General features: G+C 73.4%; 21 protein-coding genes. 15 read left to right on the top strand and 6 right to left on the bottom strand.

Annotated features, from left to right (window positions below):
- Positions 1-54 precede the first annotated feature (54 nt).
- Together ABZ386_RS16695 and ABZ386_RS16690 are read left to right on the top strand one after the other, a co-directional pair.
- Positions 55-2,220 (top strand): protein kinase, encoded by a 2,166-nt coding sequence (locus ABZ386_RS16695; protein ID WP_358964966.1) that lies wholly within the window; start codon positions 55-57, stop codon positions 2,218-2,220.
- Between the two features lie 131 nt (positions 2,221-2,351).
- Positions 2,352-3,905 (top strand): substrate-binding domain-containing protein, encoded by a 1,554-nt coding sequence (locus tag ABZ386_RS16690; RefSeq protein WP_358964965.1) that lies wholly within the window; start codon positions 2,352-2,354, stop codon positions 3,903-3,905.
- 30 nt (positions 3,906-3,935) lie between these two features.
- Here the strand turns inward: ABZ386_RS16690 and ABZ386_RS16685 are convergent, their stop codons facing one another.
- Positions 3,936-4,691 carry an SLATT domain-containing protein gene (locus tag ABZ386_RS16685; protein ID WP_351339488.1) on the bottom strand — a complete coding sequence of 252 codons (756 nt, stop codon included), beginning with the start codon at positions 4,689-4,691 and terminating at the stop codon, positions 3,936-3,938.
- Positions 4,692-4,955: 264 nt separating this feature from the next.
- On the opposite strand from ABZ386_RS16685, the gene ABZ386_RS16680 reads away from it, so the two are divergent.
- The 3 genes from ABZ386_RS16680 (at position 4,956) to ABZ386_RS16670 (ending at position 6,643) form a co-directional block, all read left to right on the top strand.
- The gene (locus ABZ386_RS16680; RefSeq protein WP_114254461.1) at positions 4,956-5,297 is read left to right on the top strand and encodes a YbaB/EbfC family nucleoid-associated protein; all 342 of its coding nucleotides are present in this window, start codon (positions 4,956-4,958) and stop codon (positions 5,295-5,297) included.
- Positions 5,298-5,391: 94 nt separating this feature from the next.
- Entirely contained in the window at positions 5,392-5,991 is a 600-nt protein-coding gene (gene recR, locus ABZ386_RS16675) for a recombination mediator RecR (protein WP_003991835.1), read from the top strand.
- Positions 5,984-6,643, top strand: coding sequence for a DUF5063 domain-containing protein (locus ABZ386_RS16670; RefSeq protein ID WP_031116028.1), 660 nt, complete (start codon positions 5,984-5,986; stop codon positions 6,641-6,643). The genes recR and ABZ386_RS16670 overlap by 8 nt, the downstream gene beginning before the upstream one ends.
- 28 nt (positions 6,644-6,671) lie before the next feature.
- Here the strand turns inward: ABZ386_RS16670 and ABZ386_RS16665 are convergent, their stop codons facing one another.
- Entirely contained in the window at positions 6,672-7,508 is an 837-nt protein-coding gene (locus ABZ386_RS16665; RefSeq protein ID WP_358964964.1) for a PhzF family phenazine biosynthesis isomerase, read from the bottom strand.
- A gap of 780 nt (positions 7,509-8,288) precedes the next feature.
- Between ABZ386_RS16665 and ABZ386_RS16660 the strand changes: the two genes are divergently transcribed.
- Together ABZ386_RS16660 and ABZ386_RS16655 are read left to right on the top strand one after the other, a co-directional pair.
- Positions 8,289-10,337: an AAA family ATPase gene (locus ABZ386_RS16660; protein WP_356618660.1), complete on the top strand. Its 2,049-nt coding sequence runs from the start codon at positions 8,289-8,291 to the stop codon at positions 10,335-10,337.
- Positions 10,338-10,500: 163 nt separating this feature from the next.
- Positions 10,501-11,025, top strand: a complete 525-nt coding sequence (locus ABZ386_RS16655) for an SgcJ/EcaC family oxidoreductase (RefSeq protein WP_351339500.1) — start codon at positions 10,501-10,503, stop codon at positions 11,023-11,025.
- 8 nt (positions 11,026-11,033) lie between these two features.
- Here ABZ386_RS16655 and ABZ386_RS16650 read toward each other — a convergent pair whose 3' ends face one another.
- Both ABZ386_RS16650 and ABZ386_RS16645 read right to left on the bottom strand, forming a co-directional pair.
- Positions 11,034-12,392 (bottom strand): HAMP domain-containing sensor histidine kinase, encoded by a 1,359-nt coding sequence (locus ABZ386_RS16650; protein WP_358964963.1) that lies wholly within the window; start codon positions 12,390-12,392, stop codon positions 11,034-11,036.
- Positions 12,389-13,123, bottom strand: a complete 735-nt coding sequence (locus tag ABZ386_RS16645; protein WP_351339506.1) for a response regulator transcription factor — start codon at positions 13,121-13,123, stop codon at positions 12,389-12,391. Before ABZ386_RS16645 ends, ABZ386_RS16650 begins: the two co-directional genes overlap by 4 nt.
- A 235-nt stretch (positions 13,124-13,358) precedes the next feature.
- Between ABZ386_RS16645 and ABZ386_RS16640 the strand changes: the two genes are divergently transcribed.
- From ABZ386_RS16640 to ABZ386_RS16625, 4 genes are all read left to right on the top strand, one after another.
- Positions 13,359-14,636 carry an aspartate kinase gene (locus ABZ386_RS16640; protein WP_351339508.1) on the top strand — a complete coding sequence of 426 codons (1,278 nt, stop codon included), beginning with the start codon at positions 13,359-13,361 and terminating at the stop codon, positions 14,634-14,636.
- Complete coding sequence (locus ABZ386_RS16635) at positions 14,636-15,712, top strand: aspartate-semialdehyde dehydrogenase (protein WP_351339511.1); 1,077 nt, start codon at positions 14,636-14,638, stop codon at positions 15,710-15,712. The genes ABZ386_RS16640 and ABZ386_RS16635 overlap by 1 nt, the downstream gene beginning before the upstream one ends.
- A 519-nt stretch (positions 15,713-16,231) precedes the next feature.
- Positions 16,232-16,807 (top strand): SigE family RNA polymerase sigma factor, encoded by a 576-nt coding sequence (locus tag ABZ386_RS16630; protein ID WP_114254469.1) that lies wholly within the window; start codon positions 16,232-16,234, stop codon positions 16,805-16,807.
- The gene (locus ABZ386_RS16625) at positions 16,804-17,958 is read left to right on the top strand and encodes a hypothetical protein (RefSeq protein ID WP_351339514.1); all 1,155 of its coding nucleotides are present in this window, start codon (positions 16,804-16,806) and stop codon (positions 17,956-17,958) included. Before ABZ386_RS16630 ends, ABZ386_RS16625 begins: the two co-directional genes overlap by 4 nt.
- A 139-nt stretch (positions 17,959-18,097) precedes the next feature.
- On the opposite strand, the gene ABZ386_RS16620 is transcribed toward ABZ386_RS16625, so the two are convergent.
- On the bottom strand, positions 18,098-18,892 hold the full coding sequence (locus ABZ386_RS16620; RefSeq protein WP_351339517.1) for an SURF1 family protein: 795 nt from the start codon (positions 18,890-18,892) through the stop codon (positions 18,098-18,100).
- 168 nt (positions 18,893-19,060) lie between these two features.
- Here ABZ386_RS16620 and ABZ386_RS16615 point away from each other — a divergent pair, with 168 nt between their 5' ends.
- Positions 19,061-20,929 (top strand): prolyl oligopeptidase family serine peptidase, encoded by a 1,869-nt coding sequence (locus ABZ386_RS16615; protein ID WP_355725230.1) that lies wholly within the window; start codon positions 19,061-19,063, stop codon positions 20,927-20,929.
- Positions 20,930-21,142: 213 nt separating this feature from the next.
- Here ABZ386_RS16615 and ABZ386_RS16610 read toward each other — a convergent pair whose 3' ends face one another.
- Positions 21,143-23,038 (bottom strand): NAD-binding protein, encoded by a 1,896-nt coding sequence (locus tag ABZ386_RS16610; protein ID WP_358965025.1) that lies wholly within the window; start codon positions 23,036-23,038, stop codon positions 21,143-21,145.
- 182 nt (positions 23,039-23,220) lie between these two features.
- Between ABZ386_RS16610 and ABZ386_RS16605 the strand changes: the two genes are divergently transcribed.
- The 3 genes from ABZ386_RS16605 to ABZ386_RS16595 all read left to right on the top strand — a co-directional run bounded on the left by ABZ386_RS16605 (position 23,221) and on the right by ABZ386_RS16595 (position 25,600).
- Positions 23,221-24,246 carry a permease gene (locus tag ABZ386_RS16605; RefSeq protein ID WP_358964962.1) on the top strand — a complete coding sequence of 342 codons (1,026 nt, stop codon included), beginning with the start codon at positions 23,221-23,223 and terminating at the stop codon, positions 24,244-24,246.
- Entirely contained in the window at positions 24,243-25,127 is an 885-nt protein-coding gene (locus tag ABZ386_RS16600; protein ID WP_358964961.1) for a TIGR03943 family protein, read from the top strand. Before ABZ386_RS16605 ends, ABZ386_RS16600 begins: the two co-directional genes overlap by 4 nt.
- A 65-nt stretch (positions 25,128-25,192) precedes the next feature.
- Positions 25,193-25,600: a hypothetical protein gene (locus ABZ386_RS16595; RefSeq protein WP_356618652.1), complete on the top strand. Its 408-nt coding sequence runs from the start codon at positions 25,193-25,195 to the stop codon at positions 25,598-25,600.
- The last annotated feature ends 1 nt before the right edge of the window (position 25,601 follow it).

The following is a 25,601-nucleotide window of genomic DNA, read 5'->3' as shown; positions in this document are numbered from 1 at the left end:
GCCCCGCACTATTCTCGATCCGTTGCTCGCGTGTGGGGGGAAGGCGGCGGAGCGATGGAGACGTTGGGGCCCGGGGATCCGCAGCGCATCGGCGCGTACCGGCTGCTGGCGCGGCTCGGGGCGGGCGGCATGGGGCACGTGTACCTGGCCCGCTCGGAGCGGGGCCGGACGGTCGCCGTGAAACTCGTGCGCGAGGAACTGGCCGCGCAGGAGGAGTTCCGCGAGCGGTTCCGGCAGGAGGTGCAGGCCGCGCGGCGGGTCGGCGGGTACTGGACCGCGCCGGTGCTGGACGCCGACACCGAGGCCGCGGTGCCGTGGGTCGCCACCGGGTACGTCGCCGGGCCGAGCCTGCAGCAGGTCGTCGGGCACGACCACGGGGCCCTGCCCGAGCGGACGGTCCGCATCCTCGCGGCCGGGCTCGCGCACGCGCTCCAGGACATCCACGCGGCCGGCATCGTCCACCGCGACCTCAAGCCGTCCAACGTGCTGGTCACCATCGACGGCCCGCGCGTCATCGACTTCGGCATCGCCCGCGCGCTGGAAACGGTGACGGACGGCGGGCTCACGCGCACCGGCGCGCTCGTCGGATCGCCCGGCTTCATGGCGCCCGAGCAGGTGCGGGGCGACCGCATCACCCCGGCGTGTGACGTCTTCTGCCTCGGCTCGGTCCTCGCCTACGCCGCCACCGGCAACCTGCCCTTCGGCACCGCCAACAGCGGCGTGCACGCCCTGATGTTCCGCATCGCCCAGGAGGAACCGGACCTGGAGGGCGTCCCGGAGGGCATCGCCGACCTGGTCCGCGACTGCCTGCGCAAGGACCCCGCCGCCCGCCCGACCCTCGACCGCGTCCTGCAGCGCACCGGCGCGGACGACACCGTCGCCGACGGCCGCGCCCTCGACCCCTGGCTCCCCAGCGCCCTGGTCGCCCAACTGGGCCGCCACGCGGTGCGGTTGCTGGACGCGGAGGACCCGGAGGGGGAGGGGGCCGGGAGTGCCGCCGACCGGCCTGGGGGCCGGCAGGCTTCTGGTCCCGAGGAACTTCCTCGTCCGGACGCGTCCCCCGAACACGCCCCCGCCGCCGACGAGTCGACCCCAGGGTCCGCGCTGCCCCCGCCCCCCGCTACGGCACCCGCCGCGGCCCCCGGCCCGCCTCCGCCGGGTCGCCCGGGCGAGGGGGCGCCGCTGAACCATCTGCCCACCATGGTCGCGGGCCAGGGCACCACCGCGCCCCCGGCGCCGGCCCCCGGCAGCCACCCGCAGACGTCTCCGCCGAGCCACGGCCCGGCCGCCCCCGCGCACCCGCAGACGTCTCCGCCGAGCCACGGCCCGGCCGCCCCCGCGCACCCGCAGACACCGCCGAGCCACGGCCCGGCCGCCCCCGCGCACCCGCAGACACCGCCGTCGAGTCACGGTCCGGGCGCGCCGGTGTACCCGCAGGCCGGGCAGGCGAACCCCGGCCCCGGTGGCGTGCCGCAGGCGCAGGCGCCGGTGCCTCCGTACCCGGCGTACGGCTACCCCCAGCAGCACCCCCAGCCCGGCGCCCCGGCAGGTGGCGCGCCCTCGTACCCGGGGTACGGCGGCCTCGGCTCCACACCGCCCTACGGTCCGCCGCCCTACGGCACGACACCGCCGTACGGGCCCCCGCAGGAGCCACGGAGAAACGGGCGTTCCACCGCGCTGCTCGTCGTGATCGCCCTGGTCGTCGCGCTGGCGGCCGGCGGGTCGGTGTACGCGCTGATGCAGGGCGGTGAGGGCGACCGGGCCGGCGGGGATCCCACTCCCACGCAGAGCACGGACGCGCCCACGACCCCGGACCCCACCACCCCGGGCCCGTCCCCGACCACCTCGCCCTCACCGGCGGACGGCGCGGTCCCGACGTCGTACCTCGGCACCTGGACCACGACCATCGACAACGCCGACGGGCAGCACAGCCGCTCGCTCACCATCCAGCAGGGCGAACCGGGCGACACGGTCCTCTCCCTCGTGGCGGACGGCCCCACCGACGGAGGCGGCACCTACCACTGCGTGTTCGAGGGCGACCTCACGGCGGCCCCCGACGGCGACGGCCCGCTGAAGATCGGCCCGTCCACCGTGACCGTCGGACAGCCTCGCACCGCCTGCACCCCGGGCGCGGCCACCGAGATCACCCTCCTCCCGGACGGCACGCTCCAACGCGTCAACACGAGCAGCGGGGAACGGCTGACGTACACGAGGCAGTGACCAACTCCCGGTGCCGTCGAGGCCGTTGAACATCCGGCGAATTCGGGCCGACGAATCCCGGATACCCGCTCGTACAGCCGTACGGTGACCAGACGATCGAGTCGGTCCGGGCGGCGGCGGGGGCACCCACGATGGAGTGGCTGAGCGCGGAGAACCTCGTGGCCGTGGCGACGGCCCTCCTCGGCATCATCGCCTCGGGCGTCATGGTCTGGTACGAGCGCCGGGTGCCGCGCCGCAAGCGCGTCGGCTACCGCGTGCAGATGGACAGCCCCATCGGCGACGACGTGCGCTCCGGGCGCGCCAACCCCCGTCTCGGCCTGTTCGACGAGGTCCCGGGCATGGCCGACGCGACCCTGGTCCTGCTGCGCATCGAGAACGACGGCTCGCAGGGCATCGACCGTGACGACTACACCGGCCCCGAAGTCCACGGCCTGACCGCGGTGTTCACGGGCCGCACCGTCCGCGGCGTCTCGGTGACCCAGCCGTCGGACACCGACCACATCATGGACCACTTCACCGCAGGCCGCGGCTTCGCCTACGAGGGCAACACGCTGCGCATCCCGCGCGTCCCGCTCAACCGCGGTGACCACTTCAAGCTGCTCGTGCTGCTGTCCGGCGGCGACGTCGGCGACGAGATACGGCTCGTCGGCGGCCTGCGCGACGGCGAGGTGCACCCCAACCGCAGTGCCACGCCCGACGACAAGCCCCCGCTGTTCAGCCGGGCGGCGCGCCTGATCACCATCGCGCTCACGGCGAGCGTGGTCGTGCTGGCCACGATCGTCGTCGCCCAGGACGACACCCCGCCCCCGATCGGCTGCGCGAGCGGCACGCTCACCCTCACCGGCTCGACCGCGTTCGCGCCCGTGCTGCGCGAGGTGGCGCGCAAGTACGAGCGGGACTGCGGGGGCGACCCGGTCATCGAGGTGGACACGCACGGGTCGACGGCCGGGATCAGGGAGCTGGCGGCGGCCGGCGCCCGGGCGGCACGGGAGGAGCAGGGCTCCCCGCCGGTGGTGGCCCTGTCGGACGGGCCGAAACCCGCCGGGCTGCCCGAACTGCGTGAGAACAGGGTGGCCGTGTCCGTGTTCGCGCTCGTGGTCAACGACGACGTCGGGCTGAGGAACCTGTCGACGGAGGACGTCCGGCGCCTGTACCGGGGCGAGATCCGCAACTGGCGCCAGCTCGGCGGCCCCGACCTCCAGGTGCACCTGGTCAGCCGGGACGCCAACTCCGGGACGAGACAGGTGTTCCAGCGCCGGGTGCTGGGACGGGGCGAGATCGCCAACTCCTCCGTCGACTGCGTCCACAAGGACGATCCGACGGCGGCCGTCCTCCGCTGCGAACTCGATTCGACGGAACAGGTGCTGGCCACGGTCGCTGACCTCCCGGGCGCCATCGGCTACAGCGAACTCAACCTGGCGGCCCGCGCGAAGGGCCTGCACTCGCTCCGCCTGGACGGCGACCCGGCCTCCGTCGACGCCATCGAGGACGGCACGAGCGACTACCCGTACCGCGAGATCGAGTACGCCTACACCTACGGCCGGCCCCCGGCCGACTCCCTGGCGTCGAGCTTCCTCACCTACCTCTCCCGCGGCAACGGCCAGGACGTCATCCGCACGCACGGCCATCTGCCGTGCTGGACGCCGGAGGGCCTGACGCTGTGCGCCCAGGACGGCCAGGGCTGAGGTCCCGCACCAGCAGACCCGGCGGCCCGCTCACCGAGGCTCCGGTGGTCGCTGGCGAGGCATGTTCGGCCGGGCCCCGCCGTGCGGTGGCACGGTGAAGCGTCCGTTGCCGCCCACCGTCTCGGCCGCGCGCCCGGCCCCCGGAAACACCACGGCCTGCACGCCCACGGGCGCGCCCCCGCTCCGGAACTCCCCCATCCAGTCGGCCGTCTCCACCCGCACCAGCTCGGTCACGTCCTCGGAGAACCTCCGCAGCACCGTCAGGCACCGCTCGGCCGCCTCACCGGCCGTCCCCTCCGTCGGCCCCAGCACCTCCCGCACGCTCTCCGCCGCCCAGTCGAACTGCAACGCCTGCAACCGCCGCTGCACCGCCTGCGCGGTCGCCACGTCCCGCATCCACCCCGACGTCACCCCGAAGTACCGGTCGGCGGCCACACACGCCACCCCCAGCAGCAGCGCCAGGCACCCCCAGGGCGCGGCCCCGCCCACGGCCCCGGTCAGATCCAGCAGCGGCAGCGCGATCCCGGTGCCCGCCCCCACCGCCGTCCCGCAGCGCAGCGCCCGCGCGGACCGCCGCTTCCACACCCGGTCCTCGAGGTACCAGGCGGCCGTCTGCAGCGCCCCGCGCTCCACCCACCGGTACAGCTCGTCCAGCCGGGCCGCCGGCTCGCCCCAGTCGCCGTGCGGGAAGGCCCGCCCGGTCAGATCCCCCGGCCGCAGCCGGGCCGCCTGTTCGCCCCGCCCGTCCTGAGGCGGCCCCTCGGGCTGCATCTCCGGCTGACCCACCCGGCACTCCCTACTGACCACGAATGACCACGCGCGGTTCACTCACCGATCACACTGCGCGACGGACGACACACGCGCCGGACCCTTCCTACCCCCCAATGGGTGGCGAAGGCGTAGCTTTCGCCGCTTTTCCGCCCGGAAGTATTCCTTGATCGGTTATGGGGCGCGAGGGGGACTCACTCGAAAGAGTGCTGGAGCGGCGGCAGGCCCGACCACGTAGGCTCGTGCCGAACGGGAAAACCCGTACCGAGCAAGGAGCTGATCGTGATCCCCGGTGGTGGCCAGCCCAATATGCAGCAGCTGCTCCAGCAGGCCCAGAAGATGCAGCAGGACCTGGCGCGGGCGCAGGAGGAACTGGCGCAGACGGAGGTCGACGGGCAGGCCGGCGGCGGCCTGGTGACCGCGACCGTCACCGGCGCCGGCGAGCTGCGCGCGCTGAAGATCGACCCGAAGGCGGTGGACCCCGAGGACACCGAGACGCTCGCGGACCTGGTCGTGGCGGCCGTCCAGGCGGCCAACGAGAACGCGCAGGCGCTCCAGCAGCAGAAGCTGGGCCCGCTCGCGCAGGGTCTGGGCGGCGGCGGCATCCCCGGCCTGCCGTTCTGACCCCGCGCACCGCCTTCCTCGGAGAGGCGGCTGACAACTACGGTACGTACGGGAGGGTGCGTACCGACCTCGAAGACCCAGGAAGGGCAGTCCGTTGTACGAAGGCGTGGTCCAGGACCTGATCGACGAGCTGGGGCGGCTGCCCGGCGTCGGTCCGAAGAGCGCCCAGCGGATCGCCTTCCACATCCTCCAGGCGGAGCCGACGGACGTGCGGCGCCTCGCGCAGGCCCTGATGGAGGTCAAGGCGAAGGTCCGCTTCTGCGCGACCTGCGGCAACGTCGCGCAGGAGGAGCTGTGCAACATCTGCCGCGACACCCGCCGCGACCCGGCCGTCATCTGCGTGGTCGAGGAGCCGAAGGACGTCGTGGCGATCGAGCGCACGCGTGAGTTCCGGGGCCGCTACCACGTCCTGGGCGGCGCGATCAGCCCGATCGACGGGGTGGGCCCGGACGACCTGCGCATCCGGGAGCTGCTGGCCCGTCTCGCCGACGGCACCGTCACCGAGCTGATCCTCGCCACGGACCCGAATCTCGAAGGCGAGGCGACCGCCACGTACCTCGCCCGCATGATCAAGCCCATGGGCCTGAAGGTCACCCGCCTGGCCAGCGGCCTCCCGGTGGGTGGCGACCTGGAATACGCGGACGAGGTCACCCTCGGCCGCGCCTTCGAGGGGAGACGACTCCTAGATGTCTGACGCCACGCTGCACGCGACCGACCAGAACCCGGACGACTTCGCGGTCCAGATCGCGGACCAGGTCGAGAGTTTCCTGGTCGCCGTCACGGAGGTCGCGAAGGGCGACGAGCCGGAATCGGCCGTGCCCTTCCTCCTCCTGGAGGTCTCCCAACTCCTCCTGGCCGGCGGCCGGCTCGGCGCGCACGAGGACATCGTGCCCGACGAGCGCTACGAGCCCGACACGGGCCCGGACGCGGACGTCGACGAGCTGCGCGAGAACCTGGCCCGGCTGCTGGACCCGATCGACGTCTACTCCGAGGTCTTCGACCCCTACGAGCCCCGCAAGGCCCCCGTGCCGGCCCGGATCTCCGACGACCTCACGGACGTCATCACGGACCTGCGCCACGGCATGGCCCACTACCGCGCCGGCCGCACCACCGAGGCCCTGTGGTGGTGGCAGTTCTCGTACTTCTCCAACTGGGGCTCCACCGCCTCGGCCACCCTGCGGGCCCTCCAGTCGGTCCTCGCCCACGTCCGCCTCAACCAGCCCCTCGCCGAACTCGACGGGCTGGACACGGACCAGGGCATGGGCGACGACACGCTGGAGATCGAGGCGGGCCGGGTCATGGCGGAGGAGATCGCGGGCCCGCTGGGGCTGCGCCCGGCGCAGTAGGCGGTCAGCCGGCCAGCCGGCCAGGCGGTCAGATCGGGACTGCCGTCCCGGTGACGCCGATCCCGGTGTGCGGGCCGGCCGGCACGGACACGGTGATCGTGCTCGGCCGTCCCATGTCCGCCCCCTGATGGATCGTCAGGGTCGTGGGCGGGGACACGAGTTCCAGCTCGCGCAGGTAGCCGCCGAAGGCGGCGGCCGCCGCGCCCGTGGCCGGATCCTCGACGACACCGCCCGGCGGGAAGGGGTTGCGGGCGTGGAACACCGTGGGGGACTCCCGCCACACCAGGTCGACGGTGGTCCAGCCCTCGCGGTGCATCAGCGCGGTGAGGGCCGGGACGTCGTAGTCCAGGTCGGCGAGGCGCCGCCGGCTCCCGGCGGCGACGACCGCGTGCCAGGCGCCGGCGAAGGCCGTGCGCGGCGGCAGCGCCGGGTCGAGGTCCTCGGCCGGCCAGCGCAGGGCCGCCAGCAGTTCGTCCAGCACGGCCTGGGGCAGCGGCGCGGTCCGCGGTGCGACGCTCACCAGGGTCGCCACCACGGTGCCGTCCCCGGCGCGGTCGGTGGTGACGGCGACCTCTCCGGCCTTGGTGCGCAGCAGCAGCCGGCCGGTGCCGTGCGCCCGGGCGTGGGCGACGGCCGTCGCGATCGTCGCGTGCCCGCAGAACGGCACCTCGGCGAGCGGGCTGAAGTACCGCACGTCGAGCAGGCCGTCGCCGGCCTCCACCGCGAACGCCGTCTCCGAATAGCCGACTTCGGCCGCCACCGCCTGCATCGCCGCGTCGTCGACCCCGGTGGCGTCGAGCACGACTCCGGCGGGGTTGCCGCCCTTGGGGTCGGTGCTGAAGGCCACGTAGCGCAATATCTCCATCCGCCGACCGTAGCGCGCGCTCGGGGAAGCGGCGCGGGATTTCGGGTGCCGGGGAGGGGCAACTGCGGGGCGTGGGCCGGAGGTTGTCCTCGGCAGTCGGGTTCCGCTGCGGCACGGCGGCCGGCGGCGCGATGATGGGCCCATGACGACGGGGCGTGCGAAGGCGTTGCGGTGGACGGGGGTCGGGCTGTGCGCGGCCGGGGCCCTCGCTCTGGTCGTGGGGGGTGTGCTGGATGTCGACGCGGCGGATCCCTGGGCGAGTGTGGCCGGGGGCGCGGCCGGGCTCATCGGGCTGGCGCTCACGATCTGCGCCCTCTCCGCGGGAAGGGCCGGCGGGACGCCCGGCGCGCCCCAGGTGACGGCGACCGGCACACGGTCGGTCGCCGCCGGCGGGAACATCGGATCCGTCACGACCGGGAACGGGGCGTCACTGCCGCTCCCGCCTTCCGGGCCGCTCCCCGCTTCCGGGCCTGTCCCGCCTTCGGGGCTTGCCCCGGCTTCCGGGACTGTCGCGCCTTCCGGGTCTGTTGCGCCTTCCGGGTCTGTTGCGGCCTCCGCGCAAGCCCCGGCCTCCGGGCCTGCCCCGGCCTCCGGGCCTGCCCCGGCCTCCGGGCCTGCCCCGGCGTCCCCGCCTGCCCGGCCCTCCGGGGCGTCGGGTCCCGCGGGCGCGGTCGTCGCCGCCTCCGGGGAGCGGGCCGTTGCGGCGGGTGGTGACATCGGCTGCGTGTCGACGGGGGACGTATGAGCGGCGGGTCCGCGCAGGCCCGAGGGGAGCGGTCCGTGGGGGCCGTCGGGAGCATCGGCCAGGTGGCCACGGGCGATCACGTCGTCCAGCACACCACGCTCCTGCCGCCGGAGGCCCTGCCTCCGGGAGCGGACCCGGGGCGGGTGTGCCATCTGCCGTACCGCACCGCCCTGTTCGTCGGGCGCGAGCGGGAACTCGCCCGGCTGGACGAGGCGTTCGCCACGGCTCACGGCGTCGTCGTGCACGCCGTCCACGGGCTGGGCGGCATCGGCAAGTCCACGCTCGCGGCACACTGGGCGGCCCGGCACGCGGCGGAGTTCAACCCGGTCTGGTGGATCACGGCCGAGACCCCGGCCGACCTCGACGCGGGCCTCGCCGCGCTGGGCCGGGCGCTCCAGCCGTCCCTGGCCGGGGCCCTGCCGGAGGAGGCCCTGCGCGAGCGCACCCTGCACTGGCTCGCCTCCCACGACGGCTGGCTGCTCGTCCTGGACAACGTCTCGGACCCGGCGGACATCAAGCCGCTGCTCGACCGCGCCCCCTCCGGCCGTTTCCTGATCACCACCCGGCGGGGCGCGACGGGGTGGCGGGGGATCGCCGAGCCGCTGAGCCTCGACGTACTCGAACCCGCCGAGGCCGTCGAGTTGTTCACGAAGATCCACCAGGGGCCCGCCGACGGGGTCGAGGAGCTGTGCGCCGACCTCGGCTGCCTGCCGCTGGCGGTCGACCAGGCCGCCGCGTACTGCCGGGAGGCGCGCATCAGCCCGCGGACCTACCGCGAACTCCTCGCCCGGTACCCGGCCGACATGTACGCGGCGACGGCGGAGGGCGGTGAGGCACAGCGCACCGTCGGACGGGTCTGGCGGGTGACCCTGGACCGGCTCGACGACACCCCCATGGCCCTGCTGGTGCTGTTCACGATCGCCTGGTGGGCGCCGGACGGCATCCCGCGCCGCTATCTGGAGCCCTTCCACGTGCCGGGCCTGGGCCCACTGGGCTCACCGCTCGCGGTGACCGAGGCCCTGCGGCGGCTGGCCGCCCACAGCCTGATCACCCTGCACGGCGACACCCTCTCGGTGCACCGGCTGGTGCAGGCCGTCGCCCGCACCCCGGACCCCGACGACCCCTACCGGGACGCCGAGATGATCGACTCCTGCCGGGACGCCGCCGTGGGGCTGCTCCTCCTCCAGGCGCCCAGGGAAGCGAGGCTCACCCAGGACCTCCGGGACCTCACCACGCACATCGAGGCGCTCGCCGGCCACACGGATCCCGCGGCCGACACCGAGTTCTCCATGCTGCTGTTCCTGGACGCGGCGGCCTACCTGCAGAGCAACCACTTCACCGACCGTGCGGCCGTGCTGCTGGAGCGCGCCAAGCCCGCGGCCGAGCGCATCTGGGGCCGCGGGCACGGCGGCGCCCTGAACATGGCCGGGCTGCTGGCCAGATGCGCGGAGGACCAGGGAGACCGAGGGCGGGCCCGTGCCCTGCTCGAACAGGCGCTGGCGGAGAGCCTGGAGCACAACGGCCCCGCCGATCCGGCGACCTTCCGGATGCGCCGCTGGCTCGTGCAGTGCCTGACGCGCGGGGACCGCGCCGGGGCCGAGGCGGCGGCCCGGGAGTACCTCGCGGAGGCGACGCGCCTGCTGGGACCCGAGCATCCCGAGGCCTTCGAGGCACGGCTGCACCTGTACTGGGTCGACGAGCCGTGGCCGAAGAGCCCCCAGGTCGAGGCGTATCTGGCGGACGCCAGGAGGCTGCTGGGCGAGGACCACGCCTCGACCAGGCGGCTGGAGGAGGAGAGCGTGGTCGCCGCGCTGGTCGCCGGCGAGACGGAGGAGGCCCTGGCCCGGGCGGAGCGGCACATGGCCAGGTGCCTGCGGGTCCTCGGGGACCAGCACGGGGACACGTACAAGGCGCGGCTGCTGCGGGCCGGCCTCGCGGCCCTCACCGGGGACACGGCGTTCGCCCGCGAACTCGTACTCGACGCCGGTCAGCCGTTCAAGATGGAGCTGGCGCTGCCGCCCACCGAGAACTGCCGCCGGCTGGTCCGGGCCCTCGCCGCGGCACTCACCCCGCGCCAGGCGTGACCGTCCGGTCACGTCACGTGATTTATCTCCTCCTTGTACGCCCGCTGTACGTCGGCTGCACGGGCCCTAACCGGTGTCACGCGAATCTGGAGTCACTTCCTCCCCGGAAGCGAACCGGATCCGGCGGAGGGAGCAACGCCCAGGATCCCTGAAGGAGTTCGCGATGACCACCCGTTCCACCGGCAAGCGCATAGCCCTCGCCACCGCAGTCGCCGTCGTCGCCGCCGGCACCTTCGCCGCCGGTGCCGGCGTCGCCGGGGCCGACTCCAGGGGCAAGGCCCACAAGCCCGCCGGGACCGCCACCAAGGCGCAGGTGCTCGGCCTGTTCGACAACTGGAACGCCGCGCTGCGGACGGGCGACCCGCAGAAGGTCGCCGACCTGTACGCCAAGGACGCGGTCCTGCTGCCGACCGTCTCCAACAACGTCCGCACGGACAGAGCCGAGATCGTCGACTACTTCGAGCACTTCCTGCGGAACAAGCCGGTCGGCACGAAGATCGAGTCCGTGGTCAACGTCCTCGACCGCGACACCGTCATCGACACGGGCGTCTACGAGTTCGCGCTCACCGACCCCGCCACGGGCGAGAAGAACACCGTCAAGGCCCGCTACACCTACGCCTACGAGAAGCAGCCCGACGGCCGGTGGCTGATCGTCAACCACCACTCCTCGAAGATGCCGGAGAGCTGAGCCGCCCCTCAGCCGCCGCCCCGGTGGGACGCCCGGAGCGTGATCGTCACGCACAGGCCGCCCCCGGGCGCGTCCTGAAGCGCCACGGTTCCGCCGTCGTCCGTCGCCAACTGCCGGACGACGGCGAGACCGAGGCCGGAGCCGGTCTTCCCGGTCAGGCCCTGGCCCCGCCAGAAACGGTCGAAGGCGCGGGACTTCTCGGCGTCCGACATGCCGGGGCCCTCGTCCAGGACCGACACCTCCACCACGTCGCCCCTGGGCTCCACCCGCACGGTGATCGTCCCGCCGTCCGGTGAGACCTCCAGGGCGTTGGAGAGCACGTTGTCCAGCATCTGGTCCAGGTGACCGGGGCTGGCCAGCACAGACGACCGGCCGTCGGCACTCCCCCTGAGCGCGATGGTGACTCCGCGCTCGTCGGCGGCCGGTCTCCACACGGCGAGCCGTTCCCGCACGATGTCCATCAGCGGGAGCGGCTCGGCCGCCGACACCTTGGCCTCGGCCCGGGCCAGCACCAGCAGGCCGTTGACCAGGCGGCTCATCCGGACGACCTCCGCCGTGGCCTGCTCCACGTCCTCGCGGACGAACTCGTCGTCCACCCCGTCCGCGATGTTGTCCAGGGACAGCCGCAGCGCCGTCAGCGGGGTGCGCAGCTGGTGGGAGGCGTCCGCGACGAAGATGCGCTGGGCCGCGATCAGCGTGTCCAGGCGTTCCGCGCCCTGGTTGAGGGTGCGCGCCAGCGTCTGCGTCTCCGGCGGGCCCGTCACGGGGGAGCGGGCGGTCAGGTCGCCGTCGCTGAACTTGCTCGCCATGTCGTTCAGCTGGCGCAGCGGCCGGGTCAGGCGCCGGGCGACCACGACGCCGATGACGGCCGCGACGCCCAGCACGAGCACGGCGAGGACCGCCCGGAAGCCCCAGATCTGCCACAGGCGGTCGGTCATCTCATCGGTCGAGTACACGATGCGCACGGCACCGACGACCCGGTCCGTGCCGGTCGCGCGGGCGGGCACCGTGACCACCAGCTCGGGGCCCCAGATGAAGGAGGAGCCCCAGTCGGTCGTGGGTTCGCCGTCCTCCAGGGCCTTGGTCAGTGCCGCGTCCGGCGCCGGGCGCGGCAGGTCCGCCGGGCAGTCCGCGGTGCGGGTGACCTGGATCTCGTCCTCGTAGGCCCTGGCCATCTCCTCCAGGGCCTGGCAGGAGGCGGCCCGGCCGTCGCCCAGCAGCAGGGCCATGGCGTCGGCCTCGCGCAGGACGGCCGACCGGGTGTCGCCCCGCAGCTGATCGGTCAGGGTGAAGGCCACCGGCACGGTGAACAGCGCGATGGCCACCGCGACGAGCAGGACGTAGCTGCGGACGAGCTGGCGGATCATGAGCCCGCGGCGCCGTTCTCGCCGTTCGCCCGGCCCTCGCCGCCGTCCTCGTCCTTGACGATCTCCAGGCGGAACCCGACCCCGCGCACCGCCTCGATCGCGATCGCCCCGGCCAGCTTCCGCCGCAGCGCCGCCACGTGAACGTCCAGCGTCTTCGTCGGCCCGAACCAGTTCGCGTCCCAGACGGCTTCCATGATCTGCTCGCGCGACATCAGCGCGCCGGGCTCCTCGGTGAGGAAGGCCAGCAGGTCGTACTCCTTGGGCGCGAGGGCCACCTCCTCGCCGTCCAGGTGCACCCGGGCCGCCTTGCGGTCGACGGTCAGGCGCGTGCCGTAGCGGTCGGGGCCGGTTTCGGGGGCGTCGGCGGCGGGGGTGCGGGGCTGTACGCGCCGCATGACCGCTCGTATCCGGGCGATGACCTCCCGGACTCCGAACGGCTTGGAGACGTAGTCGTCCGCGCCGATCTCCAGGCCCACCACCCGGTCGGTCTCGTCGCTGCGGGCGCTGATCACGATGATCGGGACGTCGCCGCGCTCGCGCAGTGTCTTGCAGACGTCCAGGCCGTCGGTGTCGGGCAGGCCGAGATCCAGCAGGACGACGTCGTACGGACCCTCGTGCTCCAGGGCCGCCGCGCCCGTGCTCACCCACTCGACCTCGAAGCCGTAGCGCTTCAGGCCGCGTCGCAGCGACTCGGCGACCGGTTCATCGTCTTCCACCAGCAGTACGCGCACAGGCGAACCATAGTGCTTGAAAGTTTGCTCACCGGGATCGGCCGGGTGTCGGCTGTGACGCCGGGCACTTTCTCGCGTGGCCCGTGCCCAGATGGGCATGAGCAGCTCTGGACGAGTACCCCGGAAATCTCACCATGCGATATCGCGGAAGGGATTTTCGGACGCTCGTTAGACTGAGCCGACCGCAGTACGAATGCGTATGAGCGGATAGAGACGGATTGAGCGAGGAGCGCACGTGGGCCTTGTCGTGCAGAAGTACGGAGGCTCCTCCGTAGCCGATGCCGAGGGCATCAAGCGCGTCGCCAAGCGGATCGTGGAAGCGAAGCAGAACGGCAACCAGGTGGTTGCCGTGGTTTCCGCGATGGGCGACACGACGGACGAGCTGATCGATCTCGCCGAGCAGGTTTCCCCGATGCCTGCCGGGCGCGAGCTCGACATGCTGCTGACCGCCGGAGAGCGGATCTCCATGGCCCTGCTGGCCATGGCGATCAAAAAGCTGGGCCACGAGGCCCAGTCGTTCACCGGCAGCCAGGCAGGTGTCATCACCGACTCGGTCCACAACAAAGCCCGGATCATCGACGTCACGCCGGGTCGGATCAAGACCTCGGTGGACGAGGGCAACATCGCGATCGTCGCCGGTTTCCAGGGCGTCAGCCAGGACACCAAGGACATCACCACCCTCGGTCGCGGCGGCTCGGACACCACCGCGGTGGCCCTCGCCGCCGCGCTCGACGCCGACGTGTGCGAGATCTACACCGACGTCGACGGCGTGTTCACCGCCGACCCGCGCGTGGTGAAGAAGGCCCGGAAGATCGACTGGATCTCCTTCGAGGACATGCTCGAACTGGCGGCGTCCGGGTCCAAGGTGCTGCTCCACCGCTGCGTGGAGTACGCCCGCCGGTACAACATCCCGATCCACGTCCGGTCCAGCTTCAGCGGACTTCAGGGCACATGGGTCAGCAGCGAGCCGATCAATCAAGGGGACAAGCAGGTGGAGCAGGCTCTCATCTCCGGTGTCGCGCACGACACCTCCGAGGCCAAGGTCACGGTCGTCGGCGTGCCGGACAAGCCGGGCGAGGCGGCCTCGATCTTCCGCACGATCGCCGACGCCGAGATCAACATCGACATGGTCGTGCAGAACGTGTCCGCCGCCTCCACGGGCCTGACGGACATCTCCTTCACGCTGCCGAAGACCGAGGGCCGCAAGGCCATCGACGCGCTGGAGAAGAACAAGGCCGGCATCGGCTTCGACTCCCTGCGCTACGACGACCAGATCGGCAAGATCTCCCTGGTCGGCGCCGGCATGAAGACCAACCCGGGCGTCACGGCCGACTTCTTCACGGCGCTGTCCGACGCGGGCGTGAACATCGAGCTGATCTCGACCTCCGAGATCCGCATCTCGGTCGTCACGCGCGCCGACGACGTGCCCGAGGCCGTCCGTGCCGTGCACTCCGCGTTCGGGCTCGACTCCGACAGCGACGAGGCCGTCGTCTACGGAGGCACCGGCCGCTGATGGCCGGACCCGGGCAGACCGGCCGGTCGGGCCGGCCCACGCTCGCCGTCGTGGGAGCGACCGGAGCCGTCGGCACGGTCATGCTCCAGATCCTGTCCCAGCGGGCGGACATCTGGGGCGAGATCCGACTCGTCGCCTCCCCGCGCTCGGCCGGTCGCAAGCTGGCCGTGCGCGGTGAGGAGACCGAGGTCCTGGCGCTCACCGAGGAGGTCTTCGACGGCGTCGACGTCGCCCTGTTCGACGTCCCCGACGAGATCGCCGAGCGGTGGGCGCCCCTCGCCGTCGCCAAGGGTGCGGTGGTGGTCGACAACTCGGGCACGTTCCGGATGGCCCCGGACGTGCCCCTGGTCGTGCCCGAGGTCAATCCGCACGCCGTGCGCATGCGCCCGCGCGGCATCGTCGCCAACCCCAGCTGCACGACGCTCTCCATGATCGTGGCCCTGGGCGCGCTGCACGCCGAGTTCGGGCTGCGCGAGCTGGTCGCCTCCTCGTACCAGGCCGTCAGCGGCGCCGGGCGCGCCGGTGTGGCGACCCTGCGGGAGCAGCTGGCCCTGGTCGCCGGCACCGAGCTGGGCACCAGCCCCGGTGACGTGCGGCGGGCCGTCGGCGACCGCACCGGGCCGTTCCCGGAGCCGGTCGCGCTGAACGTCGTGCCGTGGGCCGGTTCGGCGCGCGAGGACGGCTGGTCCTCTCAGGAGCTGAAGGTGCGGGACGAGACCCGCAAGATCCTCTGCCTGCCCGGCCTCCCCGTGGCCGTCACCTGCGTCCGCGTGCCGGTGATCACCACGCACTCGCTGACCGTGCACGCCCGCTTCGAGGGCGAGGTCACCGTCGACAAGGCCCGCGAGATCCTCGCCACAGCGCCCGGTGTCGTGCTGTTCGACAATCCGGCCGCCGGGGAGTTCCCGACCCCCGCCGACGTGGTCGGCACCGACCCCACCTGGGTCGGGCGGGTGCGGCGCGCGCTGGACGACCCCACGGCGCTCGAACTCTTCGTGTGCGGCGACAACCTGCGCAAGGGCTCCGCGCTCAACACCGCCCAGATCGCCGAACTGGTCGCCGCCGAGCTGTCCTGAACGGTCAGGGGGGTTTTCGGGAAACTTTCGTCCTGGCGAACCCCCCGGCCGATGTCAGAGGTGGTTTGTAGGATCTGTGCACGACATGTGAGCCGGTCGATGGTTCGGACCACTTGTCCGAGACGCTTCGACAGCAGAGGATTTACCTCCCCGCCCTCCGCAACCGCGCGGAGGGCGGGGAGCGTCTTTGCGGTCGCCTCTTCGGCCGTGGGAGCGCTTCATCAGGCGTGGGGACGCCTGGAACCGGACGTGGGGACGTCCGTTCACATCTGGACATAGGGGAAGAGCGGGACGCATGAGGGCATTTGACGCACTATCGGTTGTGCTGCCTGACGCGGGTAGACCGTCGACGGCGACGGTCGGCGTGAAAGTGACGCCCGGCACGTACAACCCTCACGGGGGTCAGCGTGTCCAACAGGCGTGGCAGAGGTACTCGACTTCAGCGCGGCACGCGGCACGGTCCTTCGACCGCCCCGTCCGGCGGCTCTCCGACCCCGCATGCCCGGTACGCCCGGTGGCATGCCGGTGATCGCGCCCGTGCCCGCAGCGCGGCCGGCCCGCATACCGAACCAGCGCGACGGCGCCGAGGACGGAGTCGCGGCCGGTACGACCGTCGACCACCTCACCGAGACCTACCGGGCGCACTACCGCTCGCTGCTGGGTCTCGCCGCGCTCCTCCTCGACGACACGGCCTCCTGCGAGGACGTCGTCCAGGAGGCCTTCATCCGTGTCCACTCCGCACGCAAACGCGTCCGCGACCCCGAGAAGACCCTGGCGTACCTGCGCCAGACGGTCGTCAACCTCTCGCGCTCGGCGCTGCGCCGCCGCATCCTCGGCCTCAAGCTGCTGTCGAAGCCCATGCCCGACATGGCGAGCGCCGAGGAAGGCGCCTACGACCAGCTGGAGCGCGACTCCCTCATCAAGGCGATGAAGGGCCTGCAGCGCCGCCAGCGCGAGGTGCTGGTGCTGCGCTACTTCGCGGACATGACCGAGGCGCAGGTCGCCGAGACCCTCGGCATATCCCTGGGCTCGGTCAAGGCGTACGGCTCGCGCGGCATCGCGGCGCTCCGCATCGCCATGGAGACGCCGGCATGAGCGACGGCAACGGCGCGCCCCGCGACGGGCGCGACCGGCACGAGCCCTTCGAGTGGCACGAGCCGACAAGGCTGCACGGGCAAGATCCGAAGCAATCGCACGCTGGGAACGGAACTGTGAACCACGGCCCCGACGACCAGAGCCTCCAGGGGTTCGACTCGGACGAGCTGGACCTGCGCACGATGCTGCACCAGGCGGTGCAGGAGGTGGAGCCGCGCGACGGCACCCTGGACTATCTGCGCAAGGCGGTGCCCCAGCGCCGGGCACGCAAGCGGCAGGCCGTGGTGGGCATGGCCGCCGCCGCCCTCTTCATCGGCACCGCGATCCCCGCCCTCGTACACGTCTCCAACGCCACCGGCTCCGACGCCAACCCGTCGGTCGCCGGCCACGCCTCCGAGACCCAGGGCGGCACGAGCGAGGGCAAGGGCCCGGACGGCGGCGAGAGCACGGCCGCCGGCTCCTCCGGCAAGACCGAGGGCAAGGACAAGGACGACAAGAAGGAGAAGGACAAGGGCAAGGGCTCCGGCACCGCCCCCGGCGCGCCCGAGGGCGCCGGCCCGTCCTCCACCACCGCCGCCGGCATCCCGGCGTGCACCCCGGCCCAGCTCGGCCCCGCCGCCGGCAGCAGCGCCGCCCCCGACTCCACCGGCGCGGTCTACGGCTCCTTCCGCGTCACCAACGTCTCCGGCGCGAGCTGCACGGTCTCCGGCGCCGGCTCGGTGAGCGCCCTGCCGCAGGGCGCGGCCGACCCCGCGAAGGTAGGCGCCGCCCGGCACGTGGCCGGGGACGCGGCGGCCGGTCTGCCCAACCCGTCCCTGGAGGCCGCCGAGCTGGTGCTCCAGCCGGGCGCCGCCTACGACGTGAAGTTCGCGTGGGTCCCCTCCGAGACCTGCCCCACCCCCGGCGGCGACCCCGGCGACCCCGACCCGACCCCCGACCCGACCCCGTCGGGCGACACGACGACCACGGGCGGCACCTCCACCGGCGGCGACACGGGCGTGGCCCCGCAGCTGGCCACCGAGGACGGCACGACCGACGGCAGCGTGGTGGTGACGTACTCCCCGGCGACCGGCTCGGCCGGAAGCACGGTGACCGTGTCCAACGCGTGCGCGGGGACGGTGTACTGGACGGGGTTGCTGGCGGGGGCGTAGACGCCGTCGCCTACTGGGCTGAGGGCCGCTGGTTCCGCTTAGCTGCGGGCAATCGTGCCGCTGGGGCGGCACGGGTGGGCGCAGCGGCACCTCGCTCCGCCGAGGCGCGGACCCACCCGGCCCCGGCACAAACGCCGCCTCACTTCACAGCGGCGTCCACAGCAACAGACTCTTCCTGCGGCACCAGACCAAGCTCCGCATCCCGCGCGAACTCCACCTCACGCCGCAGCAACCGGAACCACATGAAGATCACGAACCCCACGAAGGCGAACCACTCCGCGGTGTAGCCCAGGTTCTGGAACGCCTTCAGATCCAGCCCCGTGTCCGGCGGCGCGGCAGCCGGCACGGCCTTCATCCCCGAGTCACCCTTCGCCAGCGTGACCCACGCGTCGTACACGTCGTACGGCACCAGGTTCACCAGGGACGCCGCGCTGATCGCCGCCGTCTGCCCGGCCGGCAGCCCGCCCTGCGCGCTGACGCCGTTGTCACCCGGGGTCTCGGACGCCTGGAGCGCCCCGGTGACGGTGACCTCACCGGCCGGCGGGGCGGGGGCCTCGGCCGCGTCGGCGGCACCGGGCAGCCAGCCGCGGACCACCGGCAGCGCCTCGCCCGAGTCGGTGCGCAGCAGCGTCAGGACGTAGAAGCCCTGCTTGCCGTCGAGCTGCCGCCCCGGCACCAGCAGCTGCTTGCCGTAACGCCCGGTCGCGGTGACGAGCTTGCCGGACGTCGCCTTGGTCACCGGCAGCATCTCCCCGAGCGGCCGCGGCGCCTCGCGCTTCGCCTCGGCGACCTGCTCGGTCGCCGTGCGATGGTCCTGCACGCGGTCCTCGAACCGGCCCAGCTGCCAGGACCCCATGAAGATGCAGAAGGGGATCGACAGCAGCACGAAGAGGTTGATCCCCCACCATCGGGGCGTCAGCAGAAACCGGTACACACCCCCACGGTACGGGGCCGCAGGGCCGGTCCCGCCCGCGGGGTGGGCAACAGAACCGCCCCCTCCGGCCGTCTCCCCTGACCTGCCCGGAAGGGGAACCGGTGGAGGTTATCCACAGGCTGGGGACCTCGCCAGCGAATTGTCGGTGAGGGCGTGCAGTATGGGGCCATGACTGAGAGCAACGGGTCCGAAGCGCGGGATCAGCGGGACCAGCACGAGCAAGAGGTACAGGCGGGACAGCAGGAGCGGATGCCGGACTGGGAGAAGCGCTTTCGCGCGCCCCGGGTCTCCCTGCCCGACTGGGCGGAGGACGCGCCGGCCCGCTCCCTGTTCGTGTCGAACGCGACCGGGACGTACGAGCTGTACGCCTGGGACCGGTCGACGGGCGAGCAGCGCCAGGTGACGGACCGGCCGAACGGCACGACGGACGGCGTGCTGTCACCGGACGGCGCCTGGATCTGGTGGTTCGACGACAAGGACGGCGACGAGTTCGGCGTGTGGCGCCGCCAGCCCTTCGAGGGCGGCCCGGACGAGCCGGCCGCCGAGGGCCTTCAGCCCTCGTACCCGGCGGGCCTCGCCCTCGGCCGCGACGGACGCACGGCGGTGGTGGGCCGCTCCACGGACGAGGACGGCACGACGATCCACCTCGTCCGCACCGGCGAGGCCCCGGTGGAGATCTATCGCCACCGCGAGTCGGCCGGCGTCGGCGACCTCTCCCACGACGGCTCGCTCATCGCCATCGAGCACACCGAGCACGGCGACGCGATGCACTCCGCCCTGCGCGTCCTGCGCCCCGACGGCACGCCGGTCGCCGACCTCGACGACACCAAGGGCGGCACGCGTGAGCTGGGCCTGGAGGTCCTCGGCTTCGCCCCCGTCGACGGCGACACGCGCCTGCTCATCGGCCACCAGCGCCGGGGCCGCTGGGAGCCCCTCGTCTGGGACGTGGCCACCGGCGAGGAGACGGACCTGGCGCTGGAGCTGCCCGGCGACGTCAGCGCCGAGTGGTACCCGGACGGCACCGGCCTGCTCGTCGTGCACGGCTTCGAGGCCCGCAGCGAGCTGTTCCGCTACGACCTGGCGAGCCGCGCCCTGACCGAGATCCCGACCCCGCCCGGCACGGTCTCCGGTGCCACGGCCCGGCCCGACGGCAGCGTGGAGTACCTGTGGTCCTCGGCGGCCGAGCCGTCGGCGGTGCGCTCCACGGCGGGCGGTGTCGTCCTCGACCCGCCCGGCATGAAGTCGCCCGGCTCGGTGCCGGTCGAGGACGTGTGGGTGGAGGGCCCGGGCGGGCGCATCCACGCCCTCGTGCAGAAGCCGGCGGGCGCCACCGGCCCGCTCCCCACGGTTTTCGACATCCACGGCGGCCCCACCTGGCACGACAGCGACTCCTTCGCGGCGGGCCCCGCGGCCTGGGTCGACCACGGCTACGCGGTGGTCCGGGTCAACTACCGCGGCTCGACGGGCTACGGCCGCGCCTGGACGGACGCCCTGAAGCACCGCGTCGGCCTCATCGAGCTGGAGGACATCGCCGCGGTGCGTGAATGGGCCGTAGCCTCGGGCCTCGCGGACCCCGACCGCCTCGTGCTCACCGGCGGTTCGTGGGGCGGCTACCTCACCCTCCTCGGCCTCGGCGTCCAGCCCGACGCGTGGACCCTGGGCATCGCGGCGGTTCCCGTCGCCGACTACGTCACGGCGTACCACGACGAGATGGAAGCGCTGAAGGCGATGGACCGCACGCTCCTCGGCGGCACCCCGGAGGAGGTCCCCGAGCGCTTCGAGGCCTCGTCCCCGCTCACCTACGTCGACCGGGTCAAGGCCCCGGTCTACATCTCCGCCGGTGTCAACGACCCCCGCTGCCCGATCCGCCAGATCGAGAACTACGTCAAGCGCCTGGAGGCGAGGGGAGCGGTCCACGAGGTGTACCGCTACGACGCCGGGCACGGGTCGCTGGTGGTGGACGAGCGGATCAAGCAGGTCCGGCTGGAGCTGGAGTTCGCGGAGCGGCACCTGAAGGGGGTGACGAGCGCCCAGTAGCTCGGGGGTGGGGGTGGTGTCGGCGGCTGCGGGTGGGTCGTGGTTGATCGCGCAGTTCCCCGCGCCCCTTGGGTTGCTGCGCAACTCCCCGGCGCCACCCGCGGGCAGTCGTGCCGCTGGGGCGATGGGGGGTCGCGCGGACGACCCGGCAGCAGCACCATCGCCGTGCACCTTGTGATGCCGAGCCGTGAAACCCACCGCTCGGCGTCAAGTTCACGCCCCCGCCCGCTCCCGCCGCCTCCGCCCCAGCAACTCCGCCAGCCCCCGCCGCGTCGCCGCCAGCACCACCCGGTCCCCGGCCCCCAGCACATACGTCGACGGCAGATCCCACACCAGCCCCGAAGCCGGCGCGCCGGCCTCCTCGGCGCCCTCCCCGTCACCCCGCCGCCCGGAAGGAGCCGTGTTGAGCGCCAGCACCCGCCACGCCCCGGCCCGGAACGCGTCCCCGACGGTCCGCCCCTCCAGCTGCGGATGCCCGGCCACCTCCAGCTCCGCGAACAGCAGCACCCGCCGCTCCACCGGGATCGCCCCCAGGATCTGCCGCCCCATCATCGCCCCGGCGAACGCGGGCGCGGCCAGGTGCGACACACTCCGGCTCCGCGTCAGGGCGGACGGGTGCGCGGCCCGGAGCGTCCGGTACACGGCCGTCGCGAAGTCGTCGTCGTACAGCCGCAGCACGACCCGCAGATCCGGCCGCACCGACCGGGCGTACAGCGCGGCCTCCAGATTCGTCGTGTCCGCACTGGTCAACGCCAGCAGCGCGTCCGCCCGATGGATCTTCGCGGCCTCCAGCACGCCTTCCTGCGTGACGTCCCCGAGCACCACCGGCACCCGCAGCCGCCGCGCCGTGGCCAGCCCGCGCGCCTCCGGATCGGACTCCACGCACACCACGGGGATGTGCAGTTCGCGCAGCCGCGTCAGCACCCGCGTCCCGATCTTGCCGAGCCCGAGCAGCACCACGTGCCCGCCGAGCCCGCGCGGCGGCTTGCGCAGCGCGGACGCGCTGCGGAACGTGCCCAGGGCCTCCAGCACCGCGGCCAGCAGCACCGGCAGCAGCAGCAACCCGACCAGCCCGGACAGCAGTTGGAGGACCTGCCGCCCCGTCGACGCGTGGTACGCGGGGTCGTTGATGCCGAAGAGGTCGAGCAGCGTCACGTACGTCGCGTACAGCGGATGCTCCCCGGTCACGAACATCAACGCCACGGCGAGCGCCAGCACACATCCCACCAGCCCCGCCAGCGACCACCGCAGCCGCCGCGAGAACAGGGAGGCGAACGGCGGCACCCCGCCCCGCCCGGCGGGCAGGGCGGGCCCGGAGTACGACACCTGCTCCAGCACCACGGTCCCGCGCCCGGTCGCCGACGCCACCGCCGCCTCGTCGGGAAGCAGTCGCGGCCCGTGCTCCCCGCTGCCCTCGGAACCGTCCGCGCCGGCCGGGTCGTTGCTCGTCGCGGACAGCAGCGCCAGGGTGCACAGCCCCGGATCGGCCACCTCGCCCGGCCGCGGCGGCTGCCGCTCCACCGCGCGCAGCACGAGCCCTTCCGTCTGGACGACCTTGCTGGTGCCGGCCAGGGCGGTCGCGGCCAGCGCCGGCGCGGCCGTGTCGGCGTCGGAGAGCACGGTCGTCGACGCGTCGAGTCCCGCGGACCCCGGTTCCACCCCGCCGGCCAGGGCGGCCGTCTGGTCGAGCAGTTCCTCGATGTGCTGCCCCAACCGCCGGTTGTACAGCCGCAGGACGAGACGCAGGCGGGGGTTGAGCCGGCGGGCGGTGAGCGCGGCGCGGATGTTGGTCTCGTCGTCGTCGTACACGAGCGCCAGGGCCGCCGCCCGGTCCACCCCGACCTCGGTGAGCACGGCCTCGGTGACCTCGGCGGCCTCCACGACCTGCTCGCTCCCGGCCGGTTCGGCGCCGCCGGCGCCGGTCCGGCTGGCGGCGGCGTTCACGACCCGGTCGAGCAGGGCCGCGGAGGCCGCGCGGGCCCGTCCGACCACCGGCTGCCGCACCCGGCGCCCCGAGGGCGGCACCACCAGCCTGACCTGTTCGCCGTACACGCCCCGCAGTTCGGCGGCGAGCCGGTGCGCGAGCCCGTCGTCGCCGCACACGATCATGTGCGTGGCCGTGTCACCCGGCCGGCCTTGGTTCGGAACGCTCCCCACGGGGAGAAGACTGCCGCACGGGGACGGCTGGTTCCAGAAGAGAGCCCTGGGGCCTGAACGCCCGGGCCGGTCCGCGCGTACAGAAGGGGAGGGAAGGGGCAATGCCCGTGCGCACAGGCGGAGGTACCGGGCCCGTGGCCATCACGAAGACCGCCCCGCGGGAGAGCGGCGAGCACGCGGACACCGATCCGGACCGGGACCGGGACGAGGGCAGGCACCTCAACTCCCCCCTCCTCCTCACCCTGCTGCTGCTCACCGCGGTGATGTTCCAGGACCCGATCCGCGGGGCGCTGTCCGCACCCGTGATGCAGAGCTGGATGACGGTGTTCGTCGCCGTCATGGTCCAGGCGCTGCCGTTCCTGGTGCTCGGCGTGCTGCTGTCGGCGGCGATCGCGGTGTTCGTGCCGCCGTCCTTCTTCGCCCGGGCCCTGCCGAGCCGCCCCGCCCTGGCGGTCCCGGTCGCGGGCGCGGCGGGCGCGGTGCTGCCGGGCTGCGAGTGCGCGTCGGTGCCGGTGGCCGGGGCCCTGGTCCGCAGGGGTGTCACCCCGGCCGCGGCCCTGGCGTTCCTGCTGTCGGCGCCCGCCATCAACCCGATCGTGCTGACGGCGACGGCCGTGGCGTTCCCCGGCAACCCGGAGATGGTCCTGGCCCGCTTCGTGGCAAGCCTGCTGGTGGCCTGCGCGATGGGCTGGCTCTGGCACCGCGTGGGCCGCACGGACTGGCTGCGCCTGTCGGCGGGGGCGTCGTACGAGGGGCAGGGCAAGGGGGCGGCCTTCTGGGACTCGGTGCGGCACGACGTCACGCACGCGGGCGGCTTCCTGGTGGTCGGCGCGATGGCCGCGGCGACACTGAAGGCGGTGGTACCGGCGGACTGGCTGCGCGTGGCGGCCGACCACCCGGTGCTGTCGGTCCTGGCCCTCGCGGTGCTGGCCGTGCTCCTCTCCATCTGCTCGGAGGCGGACGCGTTCGTGGCGGCCTCGCTGACCCAGTTCTCCCTGACGGCCCGTCTGACGTTCCTGGTGGTGGGGCCGATGATCGACCTGAAGCTCTTCGCGATGCAGGCGGGCACCTTCGGCCGCGCCTTCGCCCTGCGGTTCGCCCCCGCGACCTTCGCCCTGGCCGTCGTCGTGTCGGCCCTGACCGGAACGGTCCTGCTGTGAACCGCCTGGCCCAGTCGGCCCTGCTCTTCCTGCTCGGCGCGACCCTGCTGCACGCCGCCACGACCGACCTCTACCTCCGCTACGTCAAGTCGGGCCTGCGCCCGCTGGTCCTGCTGGCGGGCGCGGTACTGATCGCGACGGCGGCGGCGACGCTCTGGTACGACCACCGCCGCGGCAGGACGGCCGTCCACGGTGAGGCGGCTGCCGGCGGTGAGGCGGCTGCCGGCGGTGAGGCGGCTGCCTGCGGTGAGGCGGCTGCCTGCGGTGAGGCGGCTGCCTGCGGTGAGACGACCGCCCGTGGCGAGGCGGCTGCCCGCGGCGAGGCGGCCGCCCATCACCACGACCCCCGACGCGGCAAGGCAGCCGCTCACCACCACGAACCGCGCGTCTCCTGGCTGCTCACCCTCCCGGTGCTCGCCCTGATCCTGGTCGCCCCGCCGGCCCTCGGCTCCTACAGCGCCGCCCACACCGGCACGGCCCTGACCAAGCCCTTCGGCTTCCCTGACCTCCCCGACGGCGACCCCCTCCGCCTCGGTGTCGCCGACTACGCGGGCCGGGCGGTCTACGACGACGGCCGCTCCCTGCGCGGCCGCCAGTTGAAGATCACCGGCTTCGTCACGCTGGACCGGACGGGCGCCCCCTACCTGGTCCGCATGGGCCTCAACTGCTGCGCAGCGGACGCCCAGCCGGTCAAGATCGCCCTCACCGGCAACGTCCCTCCGGTCCTCAGCCCGGACACGTGGCTGGAGGTCACCGGCCGCTACACACCCCGCCGCACCCGGGACCCCGTCAACGACGGCCCCATCCCGTACCTCGAGGTCACCGGCTCCCGCCCGGTCGCCACCCCGCACGATCCCTACGACGAGACGTGGAACACCTGACGCCGGCGTAGTAGAAATGCCCCTCCCGGGTACCCGGAGAAGCCGCTGATCAGCGAGGGGGATCGATGACCACACTCGAAGGGGAGCGCACCGCCGAACTCGACCCGGCGCTCCTGACCGAGGCCCGTGAGCGACTCGCCAAGGCCGACAGCAGAGCGGGACTGACCCTGGCGACCCTGGGCGCGGCCCTGACCGCCCTGCTCGGCGCGATCACCGCCGGCGTCATCGCGCCCGGCCAGTACCCGGCGATCCCGCAACTCCTCGTCTGGTCCGGCTGCGCGGCCTGCGCCCCGGCGCTGGTCCTGCTCGGCCTCGCGGCCCAGCCCCGGCCCGGCTCCGGCCACGCGACCCGCCTGGAGTCCCTGGCCCGCGCGACCTCGCTCAAGTACCGCCGTATTCGCCTGGCGATGATGTGGGGCGCGGCCTTCCTCACCCTGACCCTCGCGGGAACCCTGGCGGGAACGCTCGCCTGAC

Origin of the sequence: Streptomyces sp. NPDC006140 (assembly GCF_040628815.1) — a bacterium.
GTDB lineage: Bacteria > Actinomycetota > Actinomycetes > Streptomycetales > Streptomycetaceae > Streptomyces.
This window is presented reverse-complemented; position numbering and strand designations above follow the sequence as displayed.